Source organism: Novosphingobium sp. Leaf2, assembly GCF_001421325.1.
GTDB lineage: Bacteria > Pseudomonadota > Alphaproteobacteria > Sphingomonadales > Sphingomonadaceae > Novosphingobium.
The window spans coordinates 528862-542204 of sequence record NZ_LMJY01000012.1; the positions used below are offsets into that span (position 1 = coordinate 528862).

At 66.1% G+C, this 13343-nt stretch carries 10 protein-coding genes; 5 read left to right on the top strand and 5 right to left on the bottom strand.

What is annotated here, in order from left to right:
* Nucleotides 1-14: 14 nt before the first annotated feature.
* Genes ASE49_RS09145 through ASE49_RS09160 form a run of 4 tightly spaced genes read left to right on the top strand, consistent with a single transcriptional unit; the run spans nucleotide 15 to nucleotide 7003 of the window.
* The gene (locus tag ASE49_RS09145) at nucleotides 15-650 is read left to right on the top strand and encodes an urea amidolyase associated protein UAAP2 (protein WP_056770787.1); all 636 of its coding nucleotides are present in this window, start codon (nucleotides 15-17) and stop codon (nucleotides 648-650) included.
* On the top strand, nucleotides 647-4243 hold the full coding sequence (uca, locus tag ASE49_RS09150) for an urea carboxylase (protein ID WP_056770792.1): 3597 nt from the start codon (nucleotides 647-649) through the stop codon (nucleotides 4241-4243). The genes ASE49_RS09145 and uca overlap by 4 nt, the downstream gene beginning before the upstream one ends.
* On the top strand, nucleotides 4240-6009 hold the full coding sequence (atzF, locus tag ASE49_RS09155; RefSeq protein WP_056770796.1) for an allophanate hydrolase: 1770 nt from the start codon (nucleotides 4240-4242) through the stop codon (nucleotides 6007-6009). The genes uca and atzF overlap by 4 nt, the downstream gene beginning before the upstream one ends.
* Before the next feature lie 49 nt (nucleotides 6010-6058).
* Nucleotides 6059-7003 (top strand): Vgb family protein, encoded by a 945-nt coding sequence (locus tag ASE49_RS09160; protein WP_056770799.1) that lies wholly within the window; start codon nucleotides 6059-6061, stop codon nucleotides 7001-7003.
* 17 nt (nucleotides 7004-7020) lie between these two features.
* On the opposite strand, the gene ASE49_RS09165 is transcribed toward ASE49_RS09160, so the two are convergent.
* The 5 genes from ASE49_RS09165 to ASE49_RS09185 are packed head-to-tail and all read right to left on the bottom strand — an operon-like array spanning nucleotide 7021 to nucleotide 12535.
* Nucleotides 7021-7581 carry a hypothetical protein gene (locus ASE49_RS09165; protein WP_056770803.1) on the bottom strand — a complete coding sequence of 187 codons (561 nt, stop codon included), beginning with the start codon at nucleotides 7579-7581 and terminating at the stop codon, nucleotides 7021-7023.
* 9 nt (nucleotides 7582-7590) lie between these two features.
* Nucleotides 7591-8733 (bottom strand): glycosidase, encoded by a 1143-nt coding sequence (locus ASE49_RS09170; RefSeq protein ID WP_056771067.1) that lies wholly within the window; start codon nucleotides 8731-8733, stop codon nucleotides 7591-7593.
* 26 nt (nucleotides 8734-8759) lie between these two features.
* Nucleotides 8760-10784 (bottom strand): M3 family metallopeptidase, encoded by a 2025-nt coding sequence (locus ASE49_RS09175; protein ID WP_056770806.1) that lies wholly within the window; start codon nucleotides 10782-10784, stop codon nucleotides 8760-8762.
* Nucleotides 10777-11592 (bottom strand): transglutaminase-like domain-containing protein, encoded by an 816-nt coding sequence (locus ASE49_RS09180; protein ID WP_056770809.1) that lies wholly within the window; start codon nucleotides 11590-11592, stop codon nucleotides 10777-10779. The genes ASE49_RS09175 and ASE49_RS09180 overlap by 8 nt, the downstream gene beginning before the upstream one ends.
* Nucleotides 11593-11596: 4 nt before the next feature.
* Nucleotides 11597-12535 carry a transglutaminase family protein gene (locus tag ASE49_RS09185; protein WP_056770812.1) on the bottom strand — a complete coding sequence of 313 codons (939 nt, stop codon included), beginning with the start codon at nucleotides 12533-12535 and terminating at the stop codon, nucleotides 11597-11599.
* A gap of 14 nt (nucleotides 12536-12549) precedes the next feature.
* On the opposite strand from ASE49_RS09185, the gene ASE49_RS09190 reads away from it, so the two are divergent.
* Entirely contained in the window at nucleotides 12550-13332 is a 783-nt protein-coding gene (locus tag ASE49_RS09190) for an N-formylglutamate amidohydrolase (RefSeq protein WP_056771071.1), read from the top strand.
* The last annotated feature ends 11 nt before the right edge of the window (nucleotides 13333-13343 follow it).

The window sequence follows — 13343 nt, forward strand, 5'->3', positions numbered from 1 at the left end:
GGACAGGCTTTGCCATGACTGCCGACCTCCACCTTTCCGGCCTTGCAGGCGCCGTTATTCACGACGAGATCGTGCCCGCCCGCGCGCCGTGGCTGCATCATATCGCTGCTGGCCAAACCCTGCGCATCGTCGATCTCGAAGGCAACCAGGCCGTCGATTTCCTGCTGTACGCCGCCGCGGACGATGCCGAACGCTACAGCGCGCAGGATACCGTCGCCGCGCAGGGTAACCTGTTCCTGCGCCAGGGCACCGTGCTGCGCTCCAACGAGGGCCGCCCGATGATGACCATCGCGGCCACCTCGGTCGAATATCACGACACCATCGGCGGCGCGTGTTCGTGCGAATCCAACACTTTGCGCTACGGACATCACACCAAGGCCGAGCACGCCTGCGTGGAGAATTTCCTGGAAGCCAACCTGCTGGAAGGCCGGGGCAAGCGCGATATCGTCTCGAACATCAATTTCTTCATGAACGTGCCGGTGGAAGCGGATGGCGTGCTGGGGATCGTCGATGGCATTTCCGCGCCCGGCCTGTCGGTCGATCTGCACGCGGAAATGGACGTGATCGTGGTCGTGTCCAACTGCCCGCAGATCAACAACCCGTGCAACGGCTTCAACCCCACGCCCGTGCGCATGATCGTTTCCGCATGAGCTTCGACACCGTCCTGATCGCGAACCGGGGCGCGATCGCCACCCGGATCATCCGCACGCTGCGGCGCATGGGCCTGCGCTCCGTCGCCGTCTATTCCGAAGCGGACGAAGGGTCCAACCACGTCTCCGAAGCGGACGAGGCGATCTGCATCGGCGGCGCGCGCGCTTCCGAAAGCTATCTCAACATTCCCGCGATCCTGGCCGCAGCCCGCGCCAGCGGTGCCGGCGCGATCCATCCGGGCTATGGGTTCCTGGCCGAAAACGTGGAGTTCGCGCAGGCGTGCGAGCAGGCCGGTATCGTCTTCATCGGCCCGACCGTGCCCAACATCCGCACCTTCGGATTGAAGCACAGCGCCCGTGCGCTCGCCGCCGCCCATAAGGTGCCGCTGGCGCCGGGCACCGACCTACTGACGGACGAGAACCAGGCGGTCTTCGCCGCGTGGGAGATCGGTTACCCGGTGATGCTCAAGGCCACTGCCGGCGGCGGCGGGATCGGCATGCGCGTGTGCGAGGACGAGGCATCGCTTCGCGAAAGCTTCGAAGCCGTCGTGCGTCAAGGCCTGAGCAACTTCGGCGACGCCGGCGTCTTCCTGGAAAGCTACATCCGGCGCGCGCGGCACATCGAAGTGCAGCTGTTTGGGGACGGCAAGGGCCGCGTGATCGCGCTGGGTGAGCGTGATTGCTCGCTGCAGCGCCGCAACCAGAAGGTGGTGGAAGAAGCGCCCGCACCGCTGCTGCCGCAGCCTGTGCGCGAAGCCCTGTTCGATGCCGCCGTGCGCCTGGGGCAAGCTGCGCAGTATCGCTCGGCCGGCACGGTCGAGTTCCTGTACGACGCTGACCGCGAGCAGTTCTTCTTCCTCGAAATGAACACCCGGCTGCAGGTGGAGCACGGCGTGACCGAAGCGGTCATGGGGATCGACCTCGTCGAATGGATGGTGCGCGGGGCCGCCGAAGACTTCACGTTCCTCGATGGGCCGGCACCGACGCCGCAAGGCCATGCGGTGCAGATGCGCTTGTACGCCGAAGACCCCTCGCTGGATTACCGGCCTACTTCGGGCACGCTGACGGCGCTGGAATTTCCGTCGGATATCCGGGTAGAAACCTGGTGTTCGTCCGGCAGTACGGTGAGCGCGTGGTACGATCCCATGCTCGCCAAGCTGATCGTGCACGCCCCTACCCGCGCCGAGGCGGTGACGGCCGCGCAGCGTGCGATCGACGCCAGCCGCGCGGACGGTATCGAAACCAACTTGCGGTGGCTGCGCGATGTCGTGCGTGCGCCCGCCTTCACCAGCGGCGAGGTTTCCACCCGCGTGCTCGATACCATCGCGTATCAGCCCCGCTCCATCCGCGTCATCAGCGGCGGCACCGCTACTACGGTGCAGGACTGGCCCGGTCGGCAAAAGCTGTGGGCGGTGGGTGTTCCGCCGTCGGGCCCGATGGACGACCAGTCGTTCCGCCTCGGCAATCGCCTGCTCGGAAACCCCGAAGGCACGCCCGGCCTGGAAGCGACCGTCACCGGCCCGTCCCTGGCGTTCGTCGCCCCGGCGCGCATCTGCCTGACGGGGGCGGACTTTGGCGCGACGCTGGACGGCGTGCGGGTCGACCCGGGTGTCCCCATCGACGTTGCGGCGGGCCAGACGCTGGCGATGGGCCGGGCCTCCAGCGGGGGCCTGCGCGGTTATATCCTGTTTGCCGGCGGGCTGGACATCGCGCCGTATCTGGGCAGTTGCAGCACGTTCGAGCTGGGACAGTTCGGTGGCCATGCCGCCCGCCGCTTGCTGGCCGGTGACACGCTGCACCTGGGCGATGGCGATACCGGGGCCGCGCTGCCACAGGTGGCCCTGCCGGCCATCAACAACGAGTGGACGTTGCGCGTGCTGTACGGTCCGCACGGTGCGCCGGACTTTTTCCGGGACGAGGACGTCAGTACGTTCCTGGCGGCGGCGTGGCGGGTCCACTACAACAGCAACCGCACGGGGGTGCGGCTGATCGGCCCCAAGCCGCGCTGGGCGCGCACCGATGGCGGCGAGGCGGGGCTGCACCCGTCCAATATCCACGACAATCCTTACGCCATCGGCGCGGTCGATTTCACCGGCGACATGCCGATCATCCTGGGGCCGGACGGGCCGTCGTTGGGCGGGTTCGTGTGCCCGTTCGTGGTGATCGCGGCCGATCGCTGGAAGATCGGGCAACTGGCACCGGGAGACAAGCTGCGCTTCGCACCCGTGACGATCGAGGACGCAGGCCAGGCCGATGCCGCCCAGCGCGCGCTGATCAGCGACGGCTTAAGCCCCGCTCAAGGCCCGGTTAGCGCGATCGAGACACTGTCTCCCATCCTGGCGGAAATCCCGGAAGGGCCGGGCCGTCCGCGCACCGTCTACCGCCAGCAGGGCGACCGCAACATCCTGGTCGAATACGGCCCGATCGTGCTGGACATCGAACTGCGCATCCGCGTGCACGCGCTGATGACCGAGCTTGAGCGGCTGGCCCTGCCCGGCATCATCGACATCGTGCCCGGCATCCGCTCGCTCCAGCTACATTTCGATGGCGAGACGATGCGCCCCGCCGCCGCGCTGGCCGCGCTGATCGACGCGGAGGAGCGGCTGGGCGATCTGGAGGATTTCACCATCCCCTCACGCGTGGTGCACCTGCCGCTCAGCTGGCGTGACCCGGCGACTATCGAGACGATCGCGAAGTACATGGCCACGGTGCGCGCCGATGCGCCGTGGTGTCCGGACAACATCGAGTTCATCCGCCGCATCAACGGGCTTGCCGATGCCGACGCGGTGGAAAACCTGATCTTCGATGCCAATTACCTCGTTATGGGCCTGGGCGACGTATACCTGGGCGCGCCCGTGGCAACGCCGGTGGACCCGCGTCATCGCTTGGTCACCACCAAGTACAACCCCGCCCGCACCTGGACCCCGCCCAACGTGGTGGGCATCGGCGGGGCCTATATGTGCATCTACGGCATGGAAGGTCCGGGCGGTTACCAGCTGTTCGGCCGCACCATCCAGGTATGGAACACCTATCGCCAGACGGACGCCTTCACCGAAGGCAAACCCTGGCTGCTGCGCTTCTTCGACCAGATCCGCTTCTACCCGGTCAGCGCCGAGGAACTGGCCGACTGGCGGCGGGAGTTTCCCACCGGGCGGCGTTCCATCCGCATCGAGCAATCCGAATTTAGGCTGGCGGACTATCGCGCGTTTCTGGCGCGCAATGCAGAGGGAATCACCGCCTTCGAGGAACGCCGCAAGGCCGCCTTCGACGAGGAGCGCGCCGAGTGGGAGCGCCGGGGCGAATTCGATCAGGTGGCCGATCTTGGCGAAGCCGAAGCGCCGGCAGATGCGGCAGTGGAGCTTCCTGCCGGTTCCGATCTGGTCGAAGCGCCCTATGGCGGCAGCGTCACGAAATTGCTGGTGGCGGCGGGCGATACCGTCACCGCCGGAGACAAGATAGCGATCATCGAGGCGATGAAGATGGAAACGTCGGTGGAAAGCCCCGGCAGCGGCACCGTGGCCGCGCTGTACATGCAGGAGGGGCAATCGTTGCAACCGGGCGCGCCGATGCTGGCGCTGAGGCGGCACGCATGAGCGCCGCGCCGCGCCAGAGCGCAGCGGCCATCGCCGCCGCCGTCCAGTCCGGCAACACCAGCGCGCAAGAGGTTGCCGCCGAAACCCTGGCGCGCATCGCGGCTTACGATGCGGTTCAGCCGCAGATATGGATCAGCCGTGCCAATCGCGACGATCTGCTGGCCGCCGCCCGCGCCATCGACGCGCGCATCGCCAACGGGGAAGTCCTGCCGCTGGCCGGGGTACCGTTCGCGGTGAAGGACAATATCGACGTGGCCGGCTTTGCCACCACCGCCGCCTGCCCGGCCTTTGCCTATGATCCGGACTCCAGCGCCGCTGTGGTGCAACGCCTGCTCGATGCCGGCGCGCTGTGCGTGGGCAAGACCAACCTGGACCAGTTCGCCACCGGGCTGGTGGGCACGCGCAGTCCCTATGGCATTCCGCGCAACGCCTATAACCTGGCCTACGTCAGCGGCGGGTCCAGTTCGGGATCGTCCGTGGCGGTGGCCGCAGGGCTTGTCGCTTTCGCGCTGGGCACCGATACCGCCGGGTCGGGCCGGGTGCCGGCCGCGTTCAATCACCTGATCGGCTTCAAGCCCAGCAAGGGCCGCTGGAGCACGCGCGGGCTGGTGCCGGCCTGCCGCACGCTGGATTGCATCACGGTATTTACCGATGATACCGTCGATGCCCGGCTGGTGGATCACGTGGTCGCCGGGTTCGACCCGCGCGATCCGTATTCCAAGCCGCTGATAGACCGCACCATGGGCACCCGGCGCATCGGCGTGCCGCGCGCACATCAACGCAACTGGTTCGGCGACGGCGAGGCGCAATATCTCTATGACCGCGCGCTTGCCACGCTGGCCCGTAGCGCCCAGATCGTGGAGATAGACTACGCGCCGCTGCAGGAAGCCGCGCAGTTGCTGTATGGCGGCCCGTGGGTGTCTGAACGCACCGCCGCCATGGCCGATATCCTGGCCACGAACCCCGACGCGGTGGACGAAACCGTGCGCGCGGTGGTGCAGCCCGGCAGCGCGTTCAGCGCGGTGGATCTGTTCAACGGCATGTATCGTCTGGCCGAAATCAAGCGCCACGCCGATACGCTGTGGAGCGGGATCGACATGCTCGCCTTCCCCACCACCGGCACCACATACCGGGTGGCGGAACTGCTGGCGGCCCCCATCGCGCTCAACAGCAACCTGGGGTTCTACACCAATTTCGTGAACCTGCTGGACATGGCCGCCGTAGCGGTTCCAGCGGGCATCAGGGCCAACGCGACCGGGTTTGGCATCACCCTGATCGGCCCGGCGGACAGCGACCGCGCCCTGCTGGACGCGGCTGATGCCTACCTTGCCAGCGCCGAGCTTTCCGCCGTCCCACCACTTGATACAGAGGGTAAGATGCAAACCGTAAAACTGGCCGTCGTCGGCGCGCACCTGAAAGACATGCCGCTGCACTGGCAGCTGACATCGCGCGATGCCACGTTCGTCGGCGCGTTCGAAACCGCACCCAATTACCGGCTCTACGCCATGGCCGACAGCGTCCCGCCAAAGCCCGCGCTGGTGCACAGCGACAGCGGCGCACCGATCGCGGTGGAGGTGTACGAACTGGGCGTGGCCGAATTCGGCAGCTTCGTGGTGGATGTGCCTGCGCCGCTGGCGATCGGCACGGTCACCCTGGCCGATGGCAGCAGCGTCAAGGGCTTCGTCGCCGAACCGCGCGCGATGGATGGCGCGGAAGACATCACCAGCCTGGGCGGCTGGCGCGCCTATATCGCACGCGGGGCCTGACCGGCTGCAAAGGGCTCATTGTCCACACACGTTCACTAAGGGGGCACACATGCGCAAGCGCGAATTGATGGCTTTGGCGATAGGTATGGTCGGGCTCGGGGTATCTGCCGCCGCATCAGCAAAAGGCGAGCAGGTTATCGCCGTGCCCGGCTTTGCCGACTTTCTGGCCGTCGATGGCAAAACCGTGTGGGCCACCAACAAGGGCCGGGTGGAACAATGGTCGCGCAAGGGCAAGCTGGCGCAAGTGGCGATGGCGCACCCGTGCGGGGCGATGGCGATCGCCAATGGCGCGTTGTGGGTTGCCGATTGCGGAAAAGGTACGCTCAATCGCATAGATATTCGCACCGCCACGCTGACCGCCACGATCCCTACCGGCATCGCCAATCCCAAGGGTGAGCTTAACGTGGTAGCGGGCGACGGGTCGATCTGGGTGGCCAGCGACGCGAAAGGCATGGTCGCGCGCATAGATCCGGCCACCAACGCGGTGATCGCTTCGGTCCCCGTTGATCCGGGCACGTGGTACCTCGCGTTCGGGGAAGGCGCGGTGTGGGCGGTCAGCGCCTCGCAGCAATCGTTGCAGCGCATCGATCCCAGGACCAACACCGTCACCGTGCGCACACCCCTGGGCAAGGAGCCCGGTTTCCTGGCCGCCGGCGAAGGCGCGGTGTGGGTGCAGGAACAAGGCGATGGCACCGTTGCCCGCATCGACCCTGTAAGCGGCGTGGTGACCGGGCGGATCAAGGTGGGCGACAATCTCAAGTGGGGCGATATCGATACCGGCGGCGGCAAAGTGTGGCTGCGCACCACGGACGATCAGGTGTTCGTGGTCATCGATCACGCCTCCTCGGCGATCGAAGCGCGCATCGGAAAGCCCGCTGGCAGCGGCGCGCTGCGCTACACCCCGTCCGGCATCTGGACCTCCGCGCATGACGAGCACGCGCTGACATGGTGGCCACGCTCGGCCGTGAAGCGACAGTTGCGCGGCGAACAGTAAGCCGACCTGCGCACGGTTCAATCGGCGGCGCGCCATCTGGTCATCGCCGCATCGTAGGCCCTACGCGCCGTCTTGACCGTGCGTTCAAGGTGGGCCGTGCGCGCCTTCGCGTCCTTGCCCAATTGCACGATACGATCGGCAAGGGTCTGGCGCTCTGCCTCGATGCGCGCGATTTCGTCAGCCAGTTCCTGCCGATCGCGGTCCAGGCGCGCTTGCGCATCGTCCAGCGCGGCGCGGCTTGGACGCTTGGGGCGCGGCGTATCGGCTTTGCCGGCCTTGCCCGCCGCTTTGGGTTTGCCCCCATCCTTGGCTTTGCCCACCGCCTTGGATTTGGCCAGCACTTTGGGAAGCGAGGCCAGATGCTCGTCAAGCGTGCCGCGCGCAACCGTGATGACGGTGCCCGGATCGGCAAGCGGGGCCTTGGTGAGTTCCGGGTCGGTAACCTGCCGCGCCGCGCCCGATGCGAACAGATCGCCCTTCGCGCCCCAGGCCGCCAGCGCCGCCTTGCGGCTTGTCACCGCAACGTAGGCATCGTGAAACCCGATGGCGGTGGCAAATACTTTAAGTTTTGCAGCCATCGCGCCGACTTAGCCGGGCGCAAACGCGGTTTTGGGCACGTGGGTAATACGGCACGCCAAGTCCGCCTCGCCCGATGCCACGATGTAATGATCGCCGGCATCGACGATGCCGGTGGTGAACACCACGTCGCGGATATACATCTGGTGTTCGAGCGGGCGGGTCAGTTCGGGGTTGGGCTCCAGCAGCGGATGATGCTGCGTTCGAATGACCACGCTGGGATCGTCGGCATCCAGAATCGACCAGTACGTGCGATAGATGCCCACCACTTCCTTGGGCTCCACCCCGTGCCACAAGGTCAGCCACCCGCCTTCCGCAATGCCTTGGGTCAATACCGGCGGGCTGCCGCCGCCCATGCGCGCGGTGGCAAGGGTGGCGGCATGCGGACGGATGCCCGGCTTCGCGCTCGGCTTCCAGAATAGCGCGTCGGGCGAGTGCGCCAGGTTGATGGAGGGGCCCGCGCGCCATTCGCTGCCGGGGGGGTAGGCGAAATACAGATCACCCAGCGGACGGGTTTGTGCCCAATAGTGGCCACCGATCAGCCCTTCGAAGATCAGCATGTCCTTGTTCTGGTGGTCCAGCACGATGTCCGCGAACGTCCAGTCCAGCCCGTTGTCGGACGTATAGAGCGTGGTGGAATGCCGCTCTGGGCTGACCGAGCACGTGGTCATCAGCCAGCGCTGGCCCACTTTGCTGATGCGTGCATCCTCGATCCCGTAGCATTGCAGGCTGCTGGCAGGCGCAATCGCCTTGTCGTAATGAATGGCAACAATTGCCAGTCCGTCCGGCGTCAGTTCGACCGGCAGCAGCCACGACAGCGAGGTCAGCGCCATGACCTTCCAGCCGCCCCCGCTCAGCATGAACTTGCGGGGGTCGGTGGTGTCGGCATGTTCCAGCGGCCAGGCGTCCAGCGCATAGCGTCCGCCGTCCGCCTCGTCCCAGCGGATCGCGTGGACATGCCCGTCGAACACCGGCTGGCGCAACGCCTCGGCGATCCGCACCATCAGCAGCAGGTTGCCATTGGGAAGCCTCGTCAGGCCGGGGTTGAACGCGCCCAGCACGTAGGTCTCCACGCCCAGTTGGCCCGCCAGCGGCGAGCGCGACAGGTCGATATCGTCAGGCACGAGGACCAGGGTATCGATGTCGTACGTCACGAAAGTCTCCTGCGCTTGTGGCCCGGTCACACGTCCGCCAGATGCCGTGATCGCATCAGCGCGGCGGGATCGGGCGCGCGGCCCATCAGGGCCACGAACGAGTCCATCGGATCGCGCGTATCCCCAACGCTCAGGATCTCGGTCCGGAAACGGTCGGCCAGCACGGGATCGAAGATATCGCCGCTTGCCGTAAACGCCTCGAACACATCCGCATCGAGCGCCTCGGACCAGGCGTAGCTGTAATACGCGCTGGCGTAGCCGCCATCGAACACGTGGGTGAAGCACGGGAACCGGTGGCGCAGGCCGATCTGCGGCGGCATGCCGATCCGGTCCAGCTCCGCCGCCACGAAACCGCGCGGATCGGCGCGCGCCGCCGCGGACCCGTGCACCGCCAAATCGACCAGCGCACAACTGATCAGCTCCACCGTGGCAAACCCCTGCCCGTATCCTTCGGCATTGCGAATCGCTGCAATCAATGCGTCCGGCATGCCAAGGGCAGAGAGCACTTCACCGCTCACGATCCAGTTTTCCATCAGCTTGCTGGGAAACTCGACGAAATCGCGTGCCACTGCCGTGCCCGACTGGCTGGGATAGGTAACGCGTGAGAGCAACCCGTGCAGGGCATGGCCGAACTCATGGAACAGCGTGCGCGCTTCGTTGATCGAAAGCTGCGTGGCACCGCGATCGGGCGGCGGCGCGGGCGCGAAGTTAGCAACGAGGTAGACGATCGGCAGCACCGGCCCGTCCATACTCTCCTGCACGCGCAGGCTGCCCATCCACGCGCCGCCGTGCTTTTCGGGCCGGGCGAGATAATCGGTGAGCAACAGCCCGACCGCCCCGCCGGTGCCATCGCGCACCTCCCACGTCTCCGCGTCAGAGTGATAGCCGCCGATGTCGGGGCGAGGCACGAAAGCCAGGCCGTACAGCCGCCCTGCGGTGTCGAACGCAGCCTGGCGCACCCGGTCCAGCCGCAAGTGGGCCGCCACGGCTGCGCCATCCAGCGCATAGTCCGAACGGCGCACGCGCTCCGCATAAAAGCGCCAGTCCCACGGCGCCAGGGTGAAGCCGCCACCGTCCGCATCGATCAGCGCCTGCAACTGTGCTGCTTCGGCTTCGGCGCTGCGCTTGCCCGGCACCCACAACCGGCGCAGCAGCTCCAGCGCGGCGTCCGGCGTGCCGGCCATGCTGTCTTCCAATGCGTAGTCGCAATGGTCGGCATAGCCCAGCAGCACGGCACGCTCGTCACGCAAGGCCAGAATGTGCGCAACGACCGCCCAGTTGTCGTGCGCCCCGCCGTCGCAGCGGGCGTTGAAGCCGCGCCAAAGCGTTTCGCGCAGGTCACGGCGCGTTGAAAAACTGAGAAAGTTTTCGTAGTCCGTGCGGTTCAAGGTGATGTGAAACCGGCCCTCCCACCCGGCGGCGGCGGCCACGGCGGCGGCGCTGTCCCGCATGGCGGCAGGCAATCCGTCCAGATCGTCCGCCGCCAGATCCAGCACCCAAGCGGTCGATGCGGACAGCACATTGTGGCCGAACTGCACGGACAGCGCGGACAATTCCATACCGATCGCGGCAAAGCGTTCCTTGTCCGACGCCGACAACGCCGATCCGCCGCGCAGGAAGCTCTTGTGGCTGCCCTCGACCAGCCGCACCTGCTCCGGCGTGAGGCCGGTGGTGCGCCGCGCTTCGTATACCTCGGCCACCCGCGCGGCCAGTGCCGCGTCATGGCTGATCGCGATGCCATGCGCGCTAAGCAGCGTAGACACCGCGCCTTCGATCGCGCGGATGTCCGGCGTCCCATGCGCGGACGAGAGCATCCAGAACAGCCGCCGTACGCGCGCAAGTGGCTCACCGGCGCGTTCCAGCGCCGCAATCGTGTTGTCGAACGTCGGCGCATCCCCCTGCCCCGCTATCGCCGCGATCTCGGCGCGGTGCCACGCGGTGGCGGTTTCGAGCGCGGGTAGAAAGTCCTGCGCCCGCACGCTGGCAAAATCCGGTGCGCCCAGCGGCCCATCCCAGGCGCGCAGCAGCGGGTTTGCCGCGCCGTCATTCAAGGGAAGCGACCTCGTCGGTATACACGTCGAAGCGTTCGAGAATGGCGGGGCCAAACGCGGTGGTCAGCGCCACGTCGGTGGCATCGCGACCCCGCGCCATCAGGATGCGCCCGATGCGCGGCTTGTTGTGACGTGCATCATGGGTGTACCAGTTGCCGTCGATATACGCGTCGAACCAAGCGCTGAAATCCATCGGCGCATCCGATACCGGCACCCCGATATCCCCCAGATACCCGGTGCAATAGCGCGCAGGGATGTTCATGCACCGGCACAAGGTGACCGCCAGATGCGCGAAATCACGGCATACCCCCTGGCGTTCCTGATAGGCGTTCCAGGCCGTCTTGTCGGGACGGGCATAATGATAGCCGAACTCGATATGGTTATGCGCGAAATCGACGATCGCCTCCACCCGGTCTCGCGCGCTGGTGTAATGCCCAAAGTTGCTCCATGCCACGCCCATGAGACGGTCGGTTTCGCAGTAGCGGCTGCCCAGCAGGAACGGCATCACGAAATCGGGTAAGTCCTCGACCGCCATCTGCGGACCGTCCGGCGCGCGCATGTCAGGCAGGCCGTTGTCCTCGATCACGAATTCGCACGAGAGCGTTACGCCGCCCGGCGGAATGCTGAGGCGCGTCGCCACGTTGCCGAAGGCGTCCTCATATTGGTACAGCGGAATGTCCGGGTCCGCCAGCAGGCGCTGCGGGGTGCGAAGGTCCTGATGGCGCGAGGGATGCAGGCTTAGCATCGCCATCATCGCGGTCTTCGTCTCGGTCTGGAAACGGATGTCATATCCGCAGCGGATCAGCATGGGGTCATTCTCCTAATGGGCCAATACGGCGGCTGTTGACGGCGCCATGCGCGTTCGAGGGAAACTGGTCAGGGTCGGCGCGGTGGACATCGACCGTCACGTCCATGTCCAGAAAACTGGTGGGCAGGCCGAACCACGTGCCCGACAGCGGCAGCGCCTGATACGGATCGCGCGCCACCGCCACGCGGATCAGGCCGCGATTGCCGATGATGCCGTTGGTGGGATCGAACTCCACCCAGCCGGAACCGGGCAGGAAGATGCGCACCCATGCATGGGTGTTGCCGCCGCCCACCACGCCTTCGGTGCGCGACGGGTTGTAGACATAGCCCGACACGAACCGCGCTGCGAAGCCCAGCGCGCGCACTGCCTCGATCATCAGCACCGCAAAATCACGGCACGTGCCCTGCCGCTTTTGCAGGGTTTCGATCGGGGTCTGCGTGCCCTTTTCGTGGCGCGGCACATAGGTAAAGTCGCGCTTGATGCTGGTGGCGATGTCGGTGACCAGCGCGATCGTTTCGGTATTGCCGTCATTGGTGACGAAGCTGCGCGCCCAATTGTCGACCACGCGCTCCGGATCCAGATGCTGGCGTTCGATAGAGCGCAACAGATCTGGCATGTCCTCCGCCGAATAGGTGAAGGGGAACAGCCGCGCATAAGCCTCTACGTCCACTTGCGTCTGCGCCAGCGGGGCGTGTTCCAAGGTGGCCTCGCTGGTGACGGTCAAATTGGCGGTCCGTCCCGTGAACGCGGCGATGGCAACCGAATTGCCGAACACGTCATGCAGCCAGCGTAGTTCGGTGGGCGGCGGATCTATATCGAGCCGGGCCGACAGCAAGCGCTGGTCAAACGCCTCGCGCGGCCGCATCATGATACGATGTTCACCCAGCGTCACCGGTCGTTTGTAGGTATAGTGCGTCGCATGTCGGATCGTCAGCAGCGGCATGGAGGATGGTCCTGATGGCCGGGCTTACGGCGAATATGGTGCTAGGGCCGGACGATCCGATACCAGTTGGAGTGTTAAACGCAGAAGGGACTTCCCCGTTCCTGCTGATCGGCGACCATGCGGGCTGGGCCATCCCGAAAACGCTTGGCGATCTTGGCCTTGGCGCTGTCGATCGGGAGCGGCATATCGCTCTGGACATCGGCGTGCTGGGGCTTGGGCAGGCCTTGTCTGCCGCGCTCGATGCGCCGTTTGTGCACCAAGCCTATTCTCGGCTGGTGGTGGACTGCAACCGCAACCCCGGCCACGCAGACGCCGTCCCGGCGATATCGGACGGCACCGCGATTCCCGGCAATCACGGGCTCGAAACGGCTGCACGACAGGCAAGGATCGCCGCCATCCACCGCCCGTACCACGCCGCGCTGGCGGACGTTCTCGACGCGAGGCAGGCGGCGGGTCGGCCAACGATCCTGCTGTCCCTGCACAGCTTTACGCCGGTAATGGCCGGCATTCCTCGGCCGTGGCATGTGGGCATCCTGCATTGGGCCGGGCAAAACGCCTTCGCGCTGGCGCTGCGCGATGCGCTTGCCACAGACCCCTCAATTACGGTGGGCGACAATGTCCCCTACGCGATGGACGAGACCGATTACACGGTGCCCTTGCACGCATTTCCAAGGGGCCTGCCCTATGCCGAAATTGAGGTGCGGCAGGATCTTATACCGATGCGCGATGACCAGTCGTCTTGGGCCGCGCGGCTGCGTGCAGCGGCGCAATCGGCTCATAAAGCCTGCTTCGCCTAGCCTCAATCCTC